Source organism: Streptomyces sp. NPDC020489, from assembly GCF_044386545.1.
GTDB lineage: Bacteria > Actinomycetota > Actinomycetes > Streptomycetales > Streptomycetaceae > Streptomyces.
Window position 1 is genome coordinate 80,359 of sequence record NZ_JBIRUZ010000010.1, and the last position, 17,142, is coordinate 97,500.

The window sequence follows — 17,142 nt, forward strand, 5'->3', positions numbered from 1 at the left end:
GGGGGGGTGGGGGGGCGGGGGGGGCCGGGGCCCTTTTGGGGGGGGGGGGGGGGGGGGGGGGGGGGGCGCGGGGGCCCGGGGGGGGGGGGGGGGGGGGGCCCCCCCCCGGGGCCCCGTCGTCGTGACGGCCGGATCTCAGCCGAGCGGGAGGCTCTTCATCGGAAGGGACTCCGTGGGCAGCCCGCCCTTGGTGAGGGACTCCGTCGGCAGCCCGCCCTTCGTCGCGGTGGACGCGGTGTCGCCCAGGATGTCCCCGGCGGAACCCGCCGCGTCACCCGCGGTCTGCTGCGCGGCCGGGGCCGCCTTCTTCGCGACCTTGCCGCTGGTCTTGCCCGCCGTCGGGACCGCCTTCTTCACCGCGTTGCCGCCGGTGTTGCCCGCGATGCCCGTGGCCTTCTGCGCGGCACCGTCGACGGTGTTGCCGACGCTCGCCCCGTCCAGCGCGGTCAGCCCGCTGAGGTTCGAGGTGGGCAGCTCGGCGGGGGCCGCACTGGCGGAGCCGGCCGCACCGACCCCGGCTGCCGCTCCCGCAGCGACGAGCAGCGCGGCACGGGCGATCCTGCGGGTCAGGGGGAGGGACATGATGCTCCTTTGACGGGAGAGAACAAGGAAGTTGCCGTCCGTGCCCGGCAGTTGATCACCGGGCTCGGACGCAGTGACTACCGCTCGAACCCCGCGAAGGTTGCGGCGGGCCAACGTAAAGAGTTGGCAATGCGTCGCATTATCGGCTGCGGATAAAAACGGGCAAAGGGTGCCTGGTCGGAAAGTGTGTCGAATCCTTGCAGCCCTTTGTTCTCAAGGGATTTCGCGAATGCGGGGAGGAACGCGCGAAAACCTGCGCACCCCAGGGGACGCGGCGGTCGTGCGTAACCCCTGCGGGTGATCGTTCGCACTACTGCGCAGTCAGGATCCGCACCGATCCCGTGCCGCGTTCCGCCCCGCCCGTCCCCTCGGAGGACGTCTCCCGCCACTCGCTCTGGGTGTTCCCGGCGGTCCACTCCCGCCCCGCGTACGTCACCCGCTGGATGTGCAGCGCCGAAGCGTTGGCCACCGCCCAGTGCGCCAGCTGCCAGCCGCGCTCCCGGACACTGCGCCCCTTGACCGCGCCCCGCACCGGCACCGTCACGGTCCGCCCGGACACCGTGGGCTCGGGCGCGGGGCTCGCCCCGGCACCCCGCACCTCGTCGGCGGTGGTGTCGAGCGCGTCCCCGCCGAAGTCCCGCACGAGCGCCTCACGCACCCCCTGCGGACCTGCCGCGAGGTTCGCCTCCGGGCGGCCCTCGCAGGTCAGCGTGGCCGCGGAGGAGCCGGTGAGCGCGGCGGCCAGCACGGTGGCGTCCGGCTCGTGCTTGGCGTACGCCTCCGGATAGCCGCTGCGCTGCACCCGCTGCGCCGCCACGGTCAGCGGCAGCTCGGTGTAGTCGGAGACCTTGACCAGGTGCTCGTAGAACTCGCCCGCCGCGTACGTCGGGTCCATGACCTGCTTCTCGGTGCCCCAGCCCTGCGAGGGCCGCTGCTGGAAGAGGCCGAGCGAGTCCCGGTCGCCGTGGGCGATGTTGCGCAGGCCCGACTCCTGGAGCGCGGTCGCCAGCGCGATGGCCACCGCCCGCTCGGGCAGCCCGCGTCCGGTGCCGACGGCCGTGATCGTCGCCGCGTTGACCGCCTGCTCCGGCGTGAACTCGTACGCCACCCCGTCGTCCTTGCCCGAGACGACCTCGCAGCCCGGTTCCCCGGTGCCTGCGGTGATGTACTGCACCACCAGGTAACCGGCGACGGCACACAGGACCACGAAGGCCGCGAGACCACGGACGAAACGGCCTCGACGACGTTGTTGAGGGCGGGACGGCTCTGGCATCCGTCCAAGGTAGCGGAGGCACCTGTGGCCTCCGAGCCGGGTGTGGACAGAGCGGTGGGGGACCGGCGCGTTAGGGTCGGCGCCATGGCCGATACCCCGCTTGACCTCACGCTGGACGCCGCACAGCTCACCGCGCGGCTCGTCGACTTCCCCTCCGTCAGCGGCACCGAGAAGCCGCTCGCGGACGCCATCGAGACCGCGCTGCGCGCGCTCCCGCACCTGAGGGTCGACCGGTACGGCAACAACGTGGTGGCCCGCACCGACCTCGGCCGCGCGGAGCGGGTGATCCTCGCCGGGCACATCGACACGGTCCCGATCGCCGACAACGTCCCCTCGCGCCTGGACGAGGACGGCTACCTCTGGGGCTGCGGCACCTGCGACATGAAGTCCGGGGTCGCGGTCCAGCTCCGCATCGCGGCGACGGTCCCGTCCCCCAAGCACGACCTCACCTTCGTCTTCTACGACAACGAGGAGATCGCCGCCGAGTTCAACGGGCTCGGCCATGTCGCCGAGGCCCACCCGGACTGGCTCGCGGGCGACTTCGCGGTCCTCCTGGAGCCGACGAACGGCCAGGTGGAGGGCGGCTGCCAGGGCACGCTGCGGATGCTGCTGAAGTTCACGGGGGAGCGGGCGCACTCCGCGCGCGCGTGGATGGGCTCCAACGCGATCCACGCCGCCGCGCCCGCGCTGGCGAAGCTCGCCGCGTACGAGCCGCGCAAGCCGGTGGTGGACGGCCTGGAGTACCACGAGGGCTTGAACGCGGTCCGGATCGAGGGCGGGGTCGCCACCAACGTCATCCCCGACGCCTGCACGGTGACGGTCAACTTCCGCTACGCGCCCGACCGCAGCGAGGAGGAGGCGGAGGCCTTCGTCCGCGAGTACTTCGCCGACTGCGGCGTCGACGAGTTCGTCGTGGACGACCACACAGGCGGTGCGCGGCCCGGCCTGAACCACCCGTCCGCGGCGGCCTTCGTGGAGGCCGTCGGCGGCGAGGTGTTCCCCAAGTTCGGCTGGACCGACGTGGCCCGCTTCAGCGCGCTCGGCGTGCCCGCGGTGAACTACAGCCCCGGCAACCCGCTCTTGGCGCACAAGGTGGACGAGCGGGTGCAGGTGTCGCTGATCCCCGAGGCCGAGGAACGCCTGCGCGCCTGGCTGACGGCCTGATCCGACGGCCCGCTCGGGGGCACCGCACGTCGGACATGCGCATGTCCCCCCTCCGTAACCCGCGTAGATCTACCCTGAGGTGGAAACACCCGCAAGTGGAGGGAGCGCACATGGCTACCGGCAACCCCGAGGGTAAGAAGCAGCCACCGTCGGAGCAGCGCCTGGGACCGGTCCTCCGAAGGCGGGACCAGGTCACGGCGAGCACCACGGACCAGCGCCTCCTGGACGCGGGCGGCCCGTCGGACTGGGTCCACACCGACCCCTGGCGGGTCCTGCGCATCCAGTCGGAGTTCATCGAGGGCTTCGGCACGCTCGCCGAACTCCCGCCCGCCATCAGCGTGTTCGGCTCGGCCCGGACGCCGGCGGACTCCCCGGAGTACGAGGCGGGGGTCCGGCTGGGCCGGGGTCTGGTGGAGGCCGGCTTCGCGGTCATCACCGGCGGCGGCCCGGGCGCCATGGAAGCGGCGAACAAGGGCGCGTGCGAGGCGCAGGGCACGTCCGTCGGGCTCGGCATCGAGCTCCCCTTCGAGCAGGGCCTCAACCCCTACGTCGACATCGGCCTCAACTTCCGGTACTTCTTCGTCCGCAAGATGATGTTCGTGAAGTACGCGCAGGGCTTCGTGGTCCTGCCCGGCGGCCTCGGCACCCTGGACGAGCTGTTCGAGGCCCTGACCCTGGTCCAGACCCAGAAGGTCACGAGCTTCCCCATCGTCCTCTTCGGCACCGAGTACTGGGGCGGCCTCGTCGACTGGCTCACCAACACCCTGGTGGCCCAGGGCAAGGCGTCGGAGAAGGACCTGCTGCTGTTCCACGTGACGGACGACGTGGACGAGGCCGTGGCCCTGGTGTCGAAGGAGGCGGGCCGGTAGACCGAGGCCCGTCCAGGGCCGAGGCGGGGGTCCGGGCGGCAGCCCCGGACCGGCACGGCAGGAGGGGCGGCGGGGGCGAGGAAGGCCCTACGCCAGCCCCCGCCGGGCGACAGCCGGCGGTCGGTGGCCCGCGATCGACGCCACCATGTCCAGCACCTGCCGCGTCTCCGCGACCTCGTGCACCCGGTACACCTGGGCCCCCAGCCACGCCGACACCGCCGTCGTCGCCAGCGTCCCCACCACCCGCTCCTTCACCGGCTTGTCCAGCGTCTCCCCGACGAAGTCCTTGTTGGACAGCGACACCAGCACCGGCCACCCGGTCCCGACCATCTCGCCCAGCCGGCGCGTCGCCTCCAGGCTGTGCCGCGTGTTCTTCCCGAAGTCGTGCCCCGGGTCGATCAGCACCGACTCCCGAGGCACCCCCAGCGCGACCGCCCGCTCGGCCAGCCCCACGGTCACCCGCAGGATGTCGGCCATGACGTCGTCGTAGGACACCCGATGCGGTCGCGTACGAGGCTCCGCGCCCCCCGCGTGCGTGCACACCAGCCCCACCCCGTACCGCGCGGCGACCTCCGCGAGCCCGGGATCGACCCCGCCCCACGCGTCGTTGAGCAGATCCGCGCCCGCCTCGCACACCGCCGCACCGACCGACGCGCGCCAGGTGTCGACGCTGATGACCACGTCCGGGAACCGCCGCCGCACCTCCGCCACGAACCCGACGGTCCGCCGCGCCTCCTCCTCGGCGGAGACCTCCTCGCCCGGGCCGGCCTTGACCCCGCCGATGTCGATGATCGCCGCGCCCTCGGCCACCGCCTGCTCCACGCGCGCGAGGGCCGGCTCGTCACGGAACGTCGCCCCCTGGTCGTAGAAGGAGTCCGGGGTCCGGTTCACGATCGCCATGATCACCGGCTCGTGCGGCCCGAATTCCCGACTGCCCAGCCTGAGCATCCGCTGTGACCTCTCGTAGTACGACCTGGGAGCGGCCGCTTCCTCGGCCGCCTGCGACCCTAACTGTCAGACTCGCATGGCACGATCGGACTCTGACACATTCGACTCCGGACACATTCACCGAGCGTGGGGGCCCTCAGCGATGGTTATGTTCTTGTTCCTGGTCGTCGCGCTGGCCGTCGTGGTCGCCGCGGTGACGCTCGCCGTGGTGGGCGGCGGCGAGACGGGCCCGCTGCCCGACGTCGCCCCCGAGCGGCTCCAGGACCCCCTGCCCCTGGAGCGTCCGGTCAACCGCGCCGACGTCGAGGCTCTGCGCTTCCCGCTCGCCGCCCGCGGCTACCGCATGGCCGACGTGGACGACGCCCTCAGCCGCCTCGGCGCCGAACTCGCCGAGCGGGACGCCCGGATCGCCGACCTGGAGTCCGCGCTGGCCGGCGCCCAGGCCGCCGCGACCGTCCCCCACGGCTCGCACGTGTCCATGGAGAAGCCCGAGCAGGGCGCGGGGGAACAGCAGTGAGCGACGGGACCGCCCTCGCGGGTCCGGACGGCGCGCCGCGCTGCCCCTGGGCCCTGTCCACCGAGGACTACGTCGCGTACCACGACCAGGAGTGGGGCCGCCCGGTCCACGGCGACGACGCCCTGTACGAGCGCCTGAGCCTGGAGGCCTTCCAGTCCGGGCTCTCCTGGATCACGATCCTGCGCCGCCGCGAGGGCTTCCGGGCCGCGTTCGCCGGCTTCGAGATCGCCAAGGTGGCCCTGTTCACGGACGCCGACCGGGAGCGCCTGCTGCTGGACGAGGGCATCATCCGCAACCGCGCCAAGATCGACGCGACGCTCGCCAACGCGCGCGTCCTGGCCGACTGGGCGCCGGGTGAGCTGGACGAGCTGATCTGGTCCCATGCCCCGAGGACACCGGGCCCGGCCCCGAAGGCCCTGGGGGACGTTCCGGCGATCACCCCGGAGTCGACGGCCCTGTCGAAGGCGCTGAAGAAGCGCGGCCTGCGTTTTGTCGGCCCGACCACGGCGTACGCACTGATGCAGGCGTGCGGCCTGGTGAACGACCACCTGGAGACATGCGTCGCCCGGAGCGCCCCTTAGGCCCTGCCGGCCCGGGGCGCGGGGACCTCACGCGGCCGGCCCCCACGCACCCGCGCTCGCCGACGACTCAGCGCCCCAGGTACGTGGGCGCTTCCTTGTTCACGAAGGCCCGCACCGCGATCGCGTGGTCCTCGGACGAGCCCGCCCGTGTCTGCAGCTCGTCCTCCTTCTCCAGGGTCTCCGCCAGCGAGTGGGAGGACCCGTACGCCAGGGCCTCCTTGATCGCCGCGTACGCCACCGTCGGGCCCTCGGCCAGCGCCCGGGCGACCTTCTCGGCCTCGCCCGCCAGCTCGGCGGAGGCGACGAGACGGTTCACGATCCCCAGCTCGTACGCCTCCTGCGCCTTGACCGTCCGCGGGAAGAGCAGCAGGTCGGCGGCGCGTCCTGGACCCACCACGCGCGGCAGGGTCCACGAGACCCCGGAGTCGGCGGTCAGCGCGACCCCCGCGAACGAGGTGTTGAACCCCGCCGTGTCCGCCACCACCCGGTAGTCCGCGGCCAGCGCCAGGCCGAACCCGGCGCCGGCCGCGACCCCGTTCACCCCGGCCACGACCGGCTTCGGCATCTGCGTCAGCGCCCGCAGGATCGGGTTGTAGTGCTCCGCGACCGTGCTCATGACCTTCGTGGAGCCCTCGGCCAGCAGACCGATGTGCTCCTTGAGGTCCTGGCCCACACAGAAGGCCCGGTCCCCGGCGGCCGTCAGCAGCACCGCCCGTACGGCCGTGTCGGACGCCGCGGATTCCACCGCCTCCCGCAGGGCGACCTTCGTCGCGATGTTCAGCGCGTTCATCGCCTCGGGGCGGTTGAGCGTGATCGTCGCGAGCCCGTCGCTCACCTCGTAGAGCACGGTGTCTGCCATGGTCCATCCCCTCCTGCGTCTTCGCCGGTCCGAAGGACAGCATGGCGGAGATCACCGGCCATGGACCGGAACGGACGTGTGACCTGCGTCAAAGAATGCGCGGCCTAGATCGGTCGGCGGAAACGTGTGCGGGCGCGCAGTATCGCAGTCACATCGCCGAAATGAGTGGTTTTGCTCGCGCGCGTTGCCCAAGCGATGCCGACTGATGTTGGTCATCGGGTCCTGAGATGCGGGATAATGGCTTGGAAGCAATGTGTTCGATGCCGGTGTCGCGTGCTTCACGCACGACACGCGTGCCCTCCCAGGGCCGTCGGCTTTGACGATGAGCTGGTTTCAGGAAGGGGAACGAGCATGGCGGCCATGAAGCCGCGGACGGGCGATGGCCCGCTCGAGGTGACCAAGGAGGGGCGGGGCATTGTCATGCGCGTTCCGCTCGAAGGCGGCGGTCGGCTCGTCGTCGAGCTGACCCCGGACGAGGCCGACGCGCTCGGTGACGCCCTCAAGAAGGTCGTCGGCTGACGCGGAAGCGACCATACCCCTTTCAGCTGCCCCGGCATCGTCATCGGTGCCGGGGCAGTTGTCTGCCCAGGTGGGAGCGGGCCCGCCGACCTGAGGTCAGCGCTTGACCGCGCACAGCAGGCCGTCGCCCACCGGCAGCAGCGACGGCACCATCTCCTGGCTCTCGCGCACCGACCGCAGCAGCTCACGCAGCCGCAGCACCTCGGTCGGCTGCGGACCGGAGTCGACCGTACGGCCATGCGCGAAGACGCCCTCGAAGACCACCAGGCCCCCCGGGCGCAGCAGGCGCAACGATTCAGCGAGGTAGTCCATGACCTCCTGCCGGTCGCCGTCGCAGAAGACGAGGTCGTAGCCGGCGTCCGCGAGACGCGGCAGCACGTCGAGGGCGCGCCCGGGGATGAAGCGGGCCCGGTTGCTGGCGAAGCCCGAGGCGCGGAAGGCCTGCCGGGCGAACTGCTGGTGCTCCGGCTCGGGGTCGACCGTGGTCAGCACGCCGTCCGGGCGCATGCCGTGCAGCAGATGGATGCCGGAGACGCCGGTGCCGGTGCCGATCTCGGCGACCGCCTTCGCGTCGACGGAGGCCGCCAGCAACCGCAGTGCCGCACCCGCGCCGGGCGACACCGAGCGCAGCCCTGCCTCGCGGGCCCGGTCACGGGCCCAGCGCAGCGCTTCGTCCTCGGCGACATAGGCGTCGGCGAACGCCCAGCTCGTCTGCCGGTTGGCGGTAATGACCCTCTCCTGTCCCCGTGGTTGCCTGGGCGTGACTGTATCCGTTGGGCCCGGGAACCCGCAGATGGGACCGGACGTTTAGAGGGGTGGAGACGCACCCGGGGGGACACAGTTGGATCACGATGACGGGCAGGGGCTCGAGCAGGCGGTGACGCAGCCGTATGAGCCGTGTCAGCCCAGATCAAATTCGCGTAAAACCGCTTATCCGGAGCTAACGGGCGAGGTGGCTATGGTAGGGGCTCCACTGGACACCACCAGAGCCGATAGGGGAGGTGCGGCTGCGCCTGGGGATCGGGGCGGAGTGTTGCGGCGCTTCCTCGGATCGGCGGGCAGGCCGACATCTGTGAACAACACCGCTGCTGACCACAGCCACGACGACTACGCCACCGCGACCTTCACCACCGACGCGGACGGGCAGGCGTGGACTCCCCCGACGTGGGAGGAGATCGTCAGCACGCACAGCGGCCGTGTCTACCGGCTCGCCTACCGCTTGACGGGCAACCAGCACGACGCCGAGGACCTCACCCAGGAGGTCTTCGTCCGCGTCTTCCGCTCCTTGTCGACCTACACGCCCGGCACCTTCGAGGGCTGGCTGCACCGCATCACGACCAACCTGTTCCTGGACATGGTCCGGCGAAAGCAGCGCATCCGCTTCGACGCCCTCGGCGAGGACGCGGCCGAGCGCCTGCCCAGCCGTGAGCCCTCCCCGCAGCAGGTCTTCAACGACGCGCACTTCGACGCCGACGTCCAGCAGGCTCTCGACACCCTCGCACCCGAGTTCCGCGCCGCGGTCGTCCTGTGCGACATCGAAGGGCTGTCGTACGAGGAGATCGCCGCGACCCTGGGCGTCAAGCTCGGCACGGTCCGGTCCCGGATCCACCGCGGCCGTTCCCAGCTGCGCAAGGCCCTCGCCCACCGTTCGCCCGAGGCCCGCAAGGAGCGCCGCTCCTTCGTGCCGCGCGTTCCCGCACTGGGGGGAGGGGGCGCGACCGCGTGAGTGGATCACGGCCCAATCCCGCCGAAGGGCGATTTGCGGAACAGCACCTGGGAGACCGACTTGCCGCGCTGGTCGACGGCGAGCTCGGTCATGAGACGCGCGAGCGGGTCCTCGCCCACCTGGCCACCTGCGCCAAGTGCAAGGCCGAGGCCGACGCCCAGCGCCGACTGAAGAACGTCTTCGCGGAGGCCGCACCCCCGCCTCCCTCCGAGAGCTTCCTGGCCCGCCTCCAAGGGCTGCCCGGGGGCGGTGACACGGACGGCGGCTCGCCGTTCGGGGGCGGATTCCGCGACGGCTTCTCCGGACGGCCCGGCACCAGCGGGGTCTTCGGTGTGAAGCGCCCCGAGCGTTTCGCGTTCGACTACGTCCCGGCGGCGCACACCCCCGCCCTCGGCTCCTCGTCTCGCGACGCCTTCCCCCTCCACGACGTCGGCCGGCACGAGGCCGACCGCTCGGCCTCACGCGGCATGCGGTTCGCGTTCGTCGTCGGCGGTGCCGTGTCGCTGGCCGCGATCGCGCTGGGCGGCGTCACCACCGGAACGCCCACCGATGCCGACGCCCGAGGGCCGGGCGGCAGCAATGTGACCCCGGCGCGCACCCAGGGCGGCACCGGTGCGGCGACGCCCGACACCCAGCGGCGCCGTGCGCTGGGCCCCCTGTTCGCCCAGGACCAGTCCCGGTTCGACGCCCCGGTCGCCTCGACCGAGATGTCCGCGCCGCTGGTGCCGGGCACGCGGGCGCACGAGGCCGCGGTGACCACCCCGGTGGTGGCCGGCGCGGCCGCCATGTCCCCCTTGATACGTCCGCTCAGCGCGACCCCGCCGGTCACCCTGACCTCCCTGTCCACCGCCCCGGGTCTCGCCCCGCCGGGCCTGCTCGCCGCACCCGTCCCCCTCGCGACCTCCTCCCCCTCCGGCACCACCCGCTGAGCCGGTCTCTGCGCATCGTTCCTCGAACCTGGTTGAATCCAGTTAGAGCCGTGCCCGTGCCTGTCCGGCAGACCAGGTGCCGTGGCCGTGGCGACGTGCCTGACCGGCACAGGTGAACGGGGCCGACGTGCCGGCCAGGCCCTGGCTGTGGGGAGAGCATGAACGAGGGGAAGCCCACGAGGGCGAAGTGGTGGAGCCGACCGCGCCCGGAGGAACCGGCGCGGGGCGTGACCGCCGACGGGGACTACGAGCTGCGGCGGCCTGAGGAGACGGTGGGCGGCGAGCGGGTCGACGGGACTCCGGTCCCGGCGGTGACTGACGCGGTCGTCGGTACTGATACCGAGGCCGCTTGCGACTCGGCGTCGTCCCGAGCGGTGACCGACACGGCCCCCGCCACCGACACCGCCGCCGGTACCGACGCCGTAGTCGGGCGCCGCTCCGCCGGGACGCGTTCCGAGGGCGACTTCGAGCTGCGGGCACCGGAGGATGCTGCCGGTACGCGAACCGGCGACTTCGAGCTGGACCTGCCCAGGCCCACGGCCCCACCCGCACCGGCCCGCGCCGAGCCCGAGGCCGACCCGGCGGCGAGCCTGGACGGGCCTTCGCTGTCCCGTGCCGACGCAGATGCGGGCGGGGCCCTGGAAGGGGTTTCCGGGACCGGCGTCGCCGACCGGGCCGGGGTCCCGGACGGACCCTCGCCGTCCCGAGCCGACGCCCACGCGGCCGGTGTCCCAGACGAGCCCTCGCCGTCCCGCGCCCACGCTGATGCGGCTGGCGTCCCGGACGACGCCCCCGCGACCGGCACCCACACTGCGGCCGGCGTCCCGGACGACGCCCCCGCGACCGGCACCCACACTGCGGCCGGCGTCCCGGACGACGCCCCCGCGACCGGCACCCACGCTGCGACCGGAGTCCCGACCGACGCCCCCGCCCCCGGCACCCACACCGCGACCGGAGTCCCCGACAACGCTCCCGCCAACGCCACCCCCACCCCCCACGCCCGCCCCACCTCCCTCCACGACCCCGACCCCTACAGCACCCCGCCGTACGGTGAACCCGGTCCCTGGGCCCCGGCGCCGCCGGTTCAGCGCCCCGTGGCGGTGCCCCCGCACGGCGCCGCGCTGCCGACGGCGCCGATCCCGACCCCGGCGCACACCACCGCCGGCGCAGCCCCCGCACCGCACGGCGACCCTCCGCCTCCCGCCAACCCCTGGCGGAACTACGACCCCTGGGCCCCCGTCCCCATCCCCGTCCCCCTCCAGCAGACCGGCACCGGTGGCCCCGTCCCGGGTGGGCGGCGCGAGCGTGGTCGGAAGCTGCTCGTCGTGGGGGCCGTGGTGCTCGCGCTGGTCTCGGGGGGCGTCGGCGGGGCCGTGGGTGTGTATCTGGAGCGCAACGGCGCGATGGCGGACGTGGAGCTGCCGCAGGCCGACGCCGAGCCCGCGGGACGGGCACCGGACAGCGTGGCGGGGATCGCCGCGCGGGCGCTGCCCAGTGTCGTCACCCTGCATGTGAGCGGCGCCGAGGAGCAGGGCACCGGCACCGGCTTCGTGCTCGACGACCGGGGCCACATCCTCACCAACAACCACGTCGTCGAGCCCGCCGGGGCCGACGGCGACATATCCGTCACCTTCCACAGCGGGGACACCGCCGAGGCCACCGTCGTCGGCCGGGACAGCGGCTACGACCTCGCCGTCGTGAAGGTCACCGGGGTCAGCGGGCTGGAGCCCATGACCCTCGGCAACTCCGACAGCGTCCAGGTCGGCGACCCGGTCGTCGCCATCGGCGCCCCCTACGACCTGGAGGGCACCGTCACCTCCGGGATCATCAGCGCCAAGGAGCGGCCCATCACGGCCGGCGGCGAGAGCGGCGACGGCAGTGACGTGTCGTACGTGGACGCCCTCCAGACCGACGCGCCCATCAACCCCGGCAACTCCGGCGGGCCGCTGCTCGACTCCGCGGCCCGCGTCATCGGCATCAACTCCGCGATCCGCTCCGCCGACAGCGGCTCCGAGGAGGGCGGCGGTCAGGCCGGGTCCATAGGGCTCGGGTTCGCCATCCCCGTCAACCAGGCCAAGCGTGTCGCCGAGGAGCTGATCAACACCGGTGAGGCGACCCACCCGGTCATCGGCGTCACCCTCGACATGGAGTACTCCGGCGACGGCGCCCGGGTCGGCACCGAGGGCAGCGACGGCGGCCCCGCGGTCAACACGGACGGCCCCGGGGACAGGGCCGGGATCAAGGCGGGCGACGTCATCACCGAGGTCGACGGGCAGCGCGTCCACTCCGGCGAGGAGCTGATCGTCAAGACTCGCGCCCACCGCCCCGGCGACCGCCTGGAGCTCACCGTGGAGCGCGGCGGCAAGGAGCTGACGATCTCGCTGGTGCTCGGCTCCTCGGGCGGCGACTGAGAGCCCGGCGATTGACACGAACCTCACAGGCGCGCCCGCCCACCCCGTCCCACAAGGCAAACAACGCTCAAAACCACTCAGGTACGCCCACTCGGGGGGCCCGGGACAGTACCGGTCGTACCGGATCGCCGGGTACCGTGGACCCGGCCCGGACATGGCAAGGAGCTTCAGGTGTTCAATGACATAGGACCGCTCGAGCTGATCACGCTCGTTGTCCTCGCCGTGCTCGTCTTCGGTCCGGACAAGCTCCCGAAGGTCATCCAGGACGTCATGCGGACCGTACGCAAGATCCGCGAGTTCTCGGAGAGCGCCAAGCAGGACATCCGCTCGGAACTCGGCCCCGAGTTCAAGGACTTCGAGTTCGAGGACCTGAACCCCAAGACGTTCATCCGCAAGCAGCTGGACAACGACGAGCTGGGGCTCAAGGAGATCCGCAACGGCTTCGACCTGAAGAAGGAGATGGCCGAGGTCACCGACGCCGTCCACGGCCGCGACACGGACTCGTCGTCCTCCGCGTCCTCCGGCGGCCGGATCGACATGACCAAGAAGCCCGACGGCGACGGCAAGGACGACCGCCCGGTCTTCGACGCGGACGCCACCTGAGCGCCGTACCCCGCAGCCTCACAGGCCCTCCGGAGCCGCACGTCAGTGACGTGCGGCTCCGTCGTACGTGACGCGTCTCATACGCCGGACCCCCCTCGCGCGGCCTGAACCCGACCCCCCGGACGCCCCGCGCGCCGGGCGCTTTCCCTGCTGGTCCCGGTGGGGTGGCTATGCTGCCGAGTTGTTGTGCGGACCGGACGAGTCGCCCGAATGGGGGGCGGGCCGTTCCGGACCGACGAGGAACAAGGAGGCGTCCGGGCACATGGAGACGACGAGTCAGGCGGTCGCGCAGGCGCAGGCGTCGGCCGCGGAGGGCGGACAGCAGGTTCCCTCCGCCCGGCGCACGGTCGACGGCTACCTGCGGGCGCCCTTCCCGTGGTACGGCCTCGACGAGGCCTTCACGGGGCCGCGCTGGCTGATGCAGGTCGGGACGGCGGCCGACGGTGCCGTCGAGCACGGTTCGATCGGGCACGGCGACGAGCCCTCCGTACGCAACGAGGCGTCGGAGGACAAGGAGAAGTTCGCGGTGGTGGTGACCGTCGCGGCGAACCCGTCCCGGCGGAGCGCCGACGGCACGGGCCTGCTGGAGGCCACCTCGGTCTCCTCGGCGGCGTGGCTCGCGGGTGTGGGGCTGCTGTCCTTCACCTGGCCCGGCCAGATGGACCACTCGCTGCGCGACGACTGGCTGGACCAGCAGACCGAGACCGCGTGGGCGCTCGCCGACGACCTCGACGGCCCGGACTGGTCGACCCTGTCGCTCCCCGTGGACGGGGTACCGACGTCGTTCCACTATCGCGAGTCGGAGTTCGGGTGGGTCCTCGCCGGGTCCACGCCGGAGGGCGTGCACGTGGGGGCGTACGGCAGAGGCATGAGCGCGTACGGGCTCGGCTTCGCCATGATCAAGGACATCAGCGCCTACGCCTAGCGCGCGGGTACGACGAGGGGGCGCCGTCCGAGCCGGACGGCGCCCCCTCGTCGTACAGGAGGAGCTAGAACTTGTTCCTCGGGGTGATGCCCAGGGACAGGCCCGCGAGGCCGCGCTGACGGCCGCCGAGCTTGCCCGCGATGGCCCGCAGGGCCGCGCCCGCCGGGGAGTCCGGGTCGGTCAGGACGACCGGCCTGCCGTCGTCGCCGCCCTCGCGCAGGCGGACGTCGATGGGGATGGAGCCGAGCACCGGGACGGTGGCGCCGGTGGTCCTCGTCAGCCCGTCGGCGACCGTCTGGCCGCCGCCCGTGCCGAAGACGTCGACCATCTCGTCGCAGTGCGGGCAGGGCAGGCCCGACATGTTCTCGACCACGCCGACGATCTTCTGGTGGGTCTGCACGGCGATGGCGCCGGCCCGCTCGGCGACCTCGGCGGCAGCCTGCTGCGGGGTCGTGACGACCAGGATCTCGGCGTTCGGGACCAGCTGGGCGACGGAGATGGCGATGTCGCCCGTGCCCGGCGGCAGGTCCAGGAGGAGCACGTCGAGGTCGCCCCAGTACACGTCCGCCAGGAACTGCTGGAGCGCGCGGTGGAGCATAGGGCCGCGCCACACCACGGGTGCGTTGCCCGGGGTGAACATGCCGATGGAGATGACCTTCACGCCGTTCGCGGACGGCGGCATGATCATGTTCTCGACCTGGGTGGGCCGGCCGTCGACACCCAGCATGCGCGGCACGGAGTGGCCGTAGATGTCGGCGTCGACGACGCCCACCTTCAGGCCGTCCGCGGCGAGCGCCGCCGCCAGGTTCACCGTCACCGAGGACTTGCCGACGCCGCCCTTGCCGGAGGCGACCGCGTACACGCGCGTGAGCGAGCCGGGCTTGGCGAAGGGGACCTCGCGCTCTGTCTGGCCGCCGCGCAGGGCCGTCGCCAGCTCCTTGCGCTGCTCGTCGCTCATGACGTCGAGCGTGACGTCGACGCGGCTGACGCCCTCGACCGCCGAGACCGCGTCGGTCACGCGCTGCGTGATCGTCTCGCGCATCGGACAGCCGGAGACCGTCAGGTACACGGTGACCGCGACGGCCCCGTCCGCGCCGATGTCGACCGACTTGACCATCCCGAGCTCCGTGATGGGGCGGTTGATCTCGGGGTCGTTCACCGTCGCCAGTGCCTCGCGCACCGCGTCTTCCGTAGCCATGAGGACGATGGTACGGCGCCCGGAGGCACCCCCGGGATGCCGGTCAGCGGTCTTCTACGTCACGTCCCGGCGACCGTTCTGCCGGGAATACGCCGTGGCCGGGCCCGTGCCCGTTCTGTCGCTCCTCGAGTTCCTTCATCAGGTCCTGCAGTTCGGAGCGGATCCAGTCCCGGGTCGCGACCTCGCCGAGTCCGATCCGCAGGGCGGCGATCTCCCGGGTCAGGTACTCGGTGTCGGCGATCGACCGCTCGTTCTGCTTGCGGTCCTGTTCGAGGTTGACCCGGTCCCGGTCGTCCTGCCGGTTCTGCGCGAGCAGGATCAGCGGGGCCGCGTAGGAGGCCTGGAGGGACAGCATCAGGGTCAGGAAGATGAACGGGTAGTGGTCGAAGCGCAGATCGCCCGGCGCGAAGACGTTCCACAGCACCCAGACGATGATGACGACCGTCATCCAGACGATGAACCGTCCCGTGCCGAGGAACCGCGCGATGCGCTCCGACAGCCGGCCGAACGCCTCCGGGTCCCACTCGGGCAGCAGCCGCCGCCGGGGCGACCGGGGCTGGTCCAGGCGGGCGCGCGGGCGGGTGGTGGCCGTGGCGCCCGCGGGGGTGCGTTCGCGGACCGCCTCCCGCTCGGCGGCCGCGCGCCGCTCGGCGGCGTGCCGGCGTTCGGCAGGGGTGCGCCGCGCGGGGGACGCGCGTCGCTCGGACGCGGTGCGCCGCTCAGGCGTCATGCGGGCTCACCTCGCCTTCGTCGAGGTGGAACTCCGTCTCACGCCAGTCCTCCGGGAGCATGTGGTCCAGCACGTCGTCGACCGTCACCGCGCCCAGCAGCGACCCGGAGTCGTCCACGACGGGCGCCGCGACCATGTCGTACGTGGCGAAGAACCCGGCGACGACCGGCAGCGCGGCGTCCGGGTCCAGCGGCTGGAGGTCGTCGTCGATGATCGCGCTGACCAGGGTGTACGGCGGGTCGCGCAGGAGGCGCTGGAAGTGGACCGTGCCGAGGTACTTGCCGGTCGGCGTCTCGTCGGGCGGACGGCAGACGTAGACCTGGGCGGCGAGGGCGGGGGAGAGGTCGGCGTTGCGGACCCGGGCGAGGGCGTCGGCGACGGTGGCGTCGGGCCGCAGCACGATCGGCTCGGTCGTCATCAGACCGCCGGCCGTGTGCTCCTCGTACGACATCAGGCGCCGCATGTCGGCCGCGTCGGCGGGCTCCATGAGGCTCAGCAGCCGCTCCTGGTCCTCCTCGGGGAGCTCGGAGAGCAGGTCGGCCGCGTCGTCCGGGTCCATGGCCTCCAGGACGTCCGCGGCCCGCTCCTCCTTGAGCTTGCCGAGGATCTCGATCTGGTCGTCCTCCGGAAGCTCCTCGAGCACGTCGGCGAGGCGGTCGTCGTCGAGGGCGGCGGCCACCTCCGCGCGCCGCTTGGGGGAGAGGTGGTGCAGCACGTTGGCCAGGTCGGCGGGGCGCAGCTGCTCGAAGGTGGCGAGGAGGTTCTCGGCGCCCTGTCCGTGCTCCTCCAGGGAGAAGCCGGTCACCGCGGACCACTCCACGGTCAGCGTCTCGCCCCTGCGCCGGAACGCGCCGCCCTTGCCGCCCTTGCGGACGAAGACCCGGTCGATCTCCCAGTCCCGGCGGGCCGGCAGCTGCTGCACGGACAGGTCCAGGACGGTCACCTCCTCACCGGCCTCGGTGAGGGTCACCCGCCGGTCCAGGAGCTCGCCGAAGACCAGGCGCTCGGTGGGCCGCTGCTCGAAGCGGCGGACGTTGAGCACGCCGGTGGTGATGACCTGGCCGGACTCGATGCTGGTCACCCGGGTCATGGGCAGGAAGATGCGGCGCCGGGTGGAGAGTTCGACGACCAGCCCGAGCACGCGCGGCGGCCTGCGGCCCACGCGCAGCATCACGACCACGTCCCGCACCCGGCCCACCTGGTCGCCGTTGGGGTCGAAGACGGCGACACCGGAGAGGTGCGAGACGAAGATCCTGGGGACACCCCCTGCCATCTCTGCGCCTCCTGTTCGCGCTGAATTGCCCGCTC

General features: G+C 72.5%; 18 protein-coding genes. 10 read left to right on the forward strand and 8 right to left on the reverse strand.

Annotated elements, in window-relative coordinates; translation table 11 throughout:
• Positions 1-135 precede the first annotated feature (135 nt).
• Entirely contained in the window at positions 136-582 is a 447-nt protein-coding gene (locus tag ACH41F_RS26150; protein ID WP_391244835.1) for an ATP-binding protein, read from the reverse strand.
• A 310-nt stretch (positions 583-892) separates the two neighbouring features.
• Positions 893-1,855, reverse strand: coding sequence for a heavy metal transporter (locus ACH41F_RS26155; RefSeq protein ID WP_391244832.1), 963 nt, complete (start codon positions 1,853-1,855; stop codon positions 893-895).
• Between the two features lie 84 nt (positions 1,856-1,939).
• Here ACH41F_RS26155 and dapE point away from each other — a divergent pair, with 84 nt between their 5' ends.
• A complete protein-coding gene (dapE, locus tag ACH41F_RS26160; RefSeq protein WP_391244830.1) occupies positions 1,940-3,019 on the forward strand; it encodes a succinyl-diaminopimelate desuccinylase in 1,080 nt (359 codons plus the stop codon).
• 110 nt (positions 3,020-3,129) lie between these two features.
• Positions 3,130-3,888: a TIGR00730 family Rossman fold protein gene (locus ACH41F_RS26165; RefSeq protein WP_391244827.1), complete on the forward strand. Its 759-nt coding sequence runs from the start codon at positions 3,130-3,132 to the stop codon at positions 3,886-3,888.
• 87 nt (positions 3,889-3,975) lie between these two features.
• Here ACH41F_RS26165 and folP read toward each other — a convergent pair whose 3' ends face one another.
• The gene (gene folP, locus ACH41F_RS26170; RefSeq protein ID WP_391244824.1) at positions 3,976-4,836 is read right to left on the reverse strand and encodes a dihydropteroate synthase; all 861 of its coding nucleotides are present in this window, start codon (positions 4,834-4,836) and stop codon (positions 3,976-3,978) included.
• A gap of 142 nt (positions 4,837-4,978) precedes the next feature.
• Between folP and ACH41F_RS26175 the strand changes: the two genes are divergently transcribed.
• Together ACH41F_RS26175 and ACH41F_RS26180 are read left to right on the forward strand one after the other, a co-directional pair.
• A complete protein-coding gene (locus ACH41F_RS26175; RefSeq protein WP_391244821.1) occupies positions 4,979-5,353 on the forward strand; it encodes a DivIVA domain-containing protein in 375 nt (124 codons plus the stop codon).
• On the forward strand, positions 5,350-5,934 hold the full coding sequence (locus ACH41F_RS26180; RefSeq protein ID WP_398837768.1) for a DNA-3-methyladenine glycosylase I: 585 nt from the start codon (positions 5,350-5,352) through the stop codon (positions 5,932-5,934). Before ACH41F_RS26175 ends, ACH41F_RS26180 begins: the two co-directional genes overlap by 4 nt.
• A gap of 67 nt (positions 5,935-6,001) precedes the next feature.
• Here ACH41F_RS26180 and ACH41F_RS26185 read toward each other — a convergent pair whose 3' ends face one another.
• Positions 6,002-6,793, reverse strand: a complete 792-nt coding sequence (locus ACH41F_RS26185) for an enoyl-CoA hydratase-related protein (RefSeq protein ID WP_391244816.1) — start codon at positions 6,791-6,793, stop codon at positions 6,002-6,004.
• A 351-nt stretch (positions 6,794-7,144) separates the two neighbouring features.
• On the opposite strand from ACH41F_RS26185, the gene ACH41F_RS26190 reads away from it, so the two are divergent.
• Positions 7,145-7,312, forward strand: a complete 168-nt coding sequence (locus tag ACH41F_RS26190; RefSeq protein ID WP_003966491.1) for a DUF3117 domain-containing protein — start codon at positions 7,145-7,147, stop codon at positions 7,310-7,312.
• 96 nt (positions 7,313-7,408) lie between these two features.
• On the opposite strand, the gene ACH41F_RS26195 is transcribed toward ACH41F_RS26190, so the two are convergent.
• Entirely contained in the window at positions 7,409-8,107 is a 699-nt protein-coding gene (locus ACH41F_RS26195; protein WP_391244841.1) for a class I SAM-dependent methyltransferase, read from the reverse strand.
• Between the two features lie 235 nt (positions 8,108-8,342).
• On the opposite strand from ACH41F_RS26195, the gene sigE reads away from it, so the two are divergent.
• From sigE to ACH41F_RS26220, 5 genes are all read left to right on the forward strand, one after another.
• Positions 8,343-9,038, forward strand: coding sequence for an RNA polymerase sigma factor SigE (gene sigE, locus ACH41F_RS26200; protein WP_391244814.1), 696 nt, complete (start codon positions 8,343-8,345; stop codon positions 9,036-9,038).
• Entirely contained in the window at positions 9,035-9,967 is a 933-nt protein-coding gene (locus ACH41F_RS26205) for a zf-HC2 domain-containing protein (protein WP_391244811.1), read from the forward strand. The genes sigE and ACH41F_RS26205 overlap by 4 nt, the downstream gene beginning before the upstream one ends.
• Positions 9,968-10,125: 158 nt before the next feature.
• Positions 10,126-12,378, forward strand: a complete 2,253-nt coding sequence (locus tag ACH41F_RS26210; RefSeq protein ID WP_398837770.1) for a trypsin-like peptidase domain-containing protein — start codon at positions 10,126-10,128, stop codon at positions 12,376-12,378.
• A 171-nt stretch (positions 12,379-12,549) separates the two neighbouring features.
• Positions 12,550-12,981, forward strand: a complete 432-nt coding sequence (locus ACH41F_RS26215; protein ID WP_391244806.1) for a sec-independent translocase — start codon at positions 12,550-12,552, stop codon at positions 12,979-12,981.
• Positions 12,982-13,243: 262 nt separating this feature from the next.
• Positions 13,244-13,906 carry a hypothetical protein gene (locus tag ACH41F_RS26220; protein WP_391244803.1) on the forward strand — a complete coding sequence of 221 codons (663 nt, stop codon included), beginning with the start codon at positions 13,244-13,246 and terminating at the stop codon, positions 13,904-13,906.
• Between the two features lie 64 nt (positions 13,907-13,970).
• Here ACH41F_RS26220 and ACH41F_RS26225 read toward each other — a convergent pair whose 3' ends face one another.
• From ACH41F_RS26225 to ACH41F_RS26235, 3 genes are read right to left on the reverse strand one after another with little or no spacing between them, the layout of a single operon-like run.
• Positions 13,971-15,104, reverse strand: a complete 1,134-nt coding sequence (locus ACH41F_RS26225; RefSeq protein WP_391244800.1) for a P-loop NTPase — start codon at positions 15,102-15,104, stop codon at positions 13,971-13,973.
• Positions 15,105-15,147: 43 nt separating this feature from the next.
• Positions 15,148-15,834, reverse strand: a complete 687-nt coding sequence (locus ACH41F_RS26230; RefSeq protein WP_391244797.1) for a DUF1003 domain-containing protein — start codon at positions 15,832-15,834, stop codon at positions 15,148-15,150.
• Positions 15,824-17,107 carry a magnesium transporter MgtE N-terminal domain-containing protein gene (locus tag ACH41F_RS26235; protein ID WP_391244794.1) on the reverse strand — a complete coding sequence of 428 codons (1,284 nt, stop codon included), beginning with the start codon at positions 17,105-17,107 and terminating at the stop codon, positions 15,824-15,826. Before ACH41F_RS26235 ends, ACH41F_RS26230 begins: the two co-directional genes overlap by 11 nt.
• Positions 17,108-17,142 lie beyond the last annotated feature (35 nt).

What these genes read in the sequence shown, in the direction of transcription:
- ACH41F_RS26230 (WP_391244797.1), bottom strand. Translation starts at nt 15,834, where the DNA reads ATGACGCCTGAGCGGCGCACCGCGTCCGAGCGACGCGCGTCCCCCGCG.
- ACH41F_RS26190 (WP_003966491.1), top strand. Translation starts at nt 7,145, where the DNA reads ATGGCGGCCATGAAGCCGCGGACGGGCGATGGCCCGCTCGAGGTGACC.
- ACH41F_RS26150 (WP_391244835.1), bottom strand. Translation starts at nt 582, where the DNA reads ATGTCCCTCCCCCTGACCCGCAGGATCGCCCGTGCCGCGCTGCTCGTC.
- ACH41F_RS26235 (WP_391244794.1), bottom strand. Translation starts at nt 17,107, where the DNA reads ATGGCAGGGGGTGTCCCCAGGATCTTCGTCTCGCACCTCTCCGGTGTC.
- ACH41F_RS26155 (WP_391244832.1), bottom strand. Translation starts at nt 1,855, where the DNA reads ATGCCAGAGCCGTCCCGCCCTCAACAACGTCGTCGAGGCCGTTTCGTC.
- dapE (WP_391244830.1), top strand. Translation starts at nt 1,940, where the DNA reads ATGGCCGATACCCCGCTTGACCTCACGCTGGACGCCGCACAGCTCACC.
- ACH41F_RS26210 (WP_398837770.1), top strand. Translation starts at nt 10,126, where the DNA reads ATGAACGAGGGGAAGCCCACGAGGGCGAAGTGGTGGAGCCGACCGCGC.
- folP (WP_391244824.1), bottom strand. Translation starts at nt 4,836, where the DNA reads ATGCTCAGGCTGGGCAGTCGGGAATTCGGGCCGCACGAGCCGGTGATC.
- ACH41F_RS26175 (WP_391244821.1), top strand. Translation starts at nt 4,979, where the DNA reads ATGGTTATGTTCTTGTTCCTGGTCGTCGCGCTGGCCGTCGTGGTCGCC.
- ACH41F_RS26225 (WP_391244800.1), bottom strand. Translation starts at nt 15,104, where the DNA reads ATGGCTACGGAAGACGCGGTGCGCGAGGCACTGGCGACGGTGAACGAC.
- ACH41F_RS26185 (WP_391244816.1), bottom strand. Translation starts at nt 6,793, where the DNA reads ATGGCAGACACCGTGCTCTACGAGGTGAGCGACGGGCTCGCGACGATC.
- ACH41F_RS26165 (WP_391244827.1), top strand. Translation starts at nt 3,130, where the DNA reads ATGGCTACCGGCAACCCCGAGGGTAAGAAGCAGCCACCGTCGGAGCAG.
- ACH41F_RS26220 (WP_391244803.1), top strand. Translation starts at nt 13,244, where the DNA reads ATGGAGACGACGAGTCAGGCGGTCGCGCAGGCGCAGGCGTCGGCCGCG.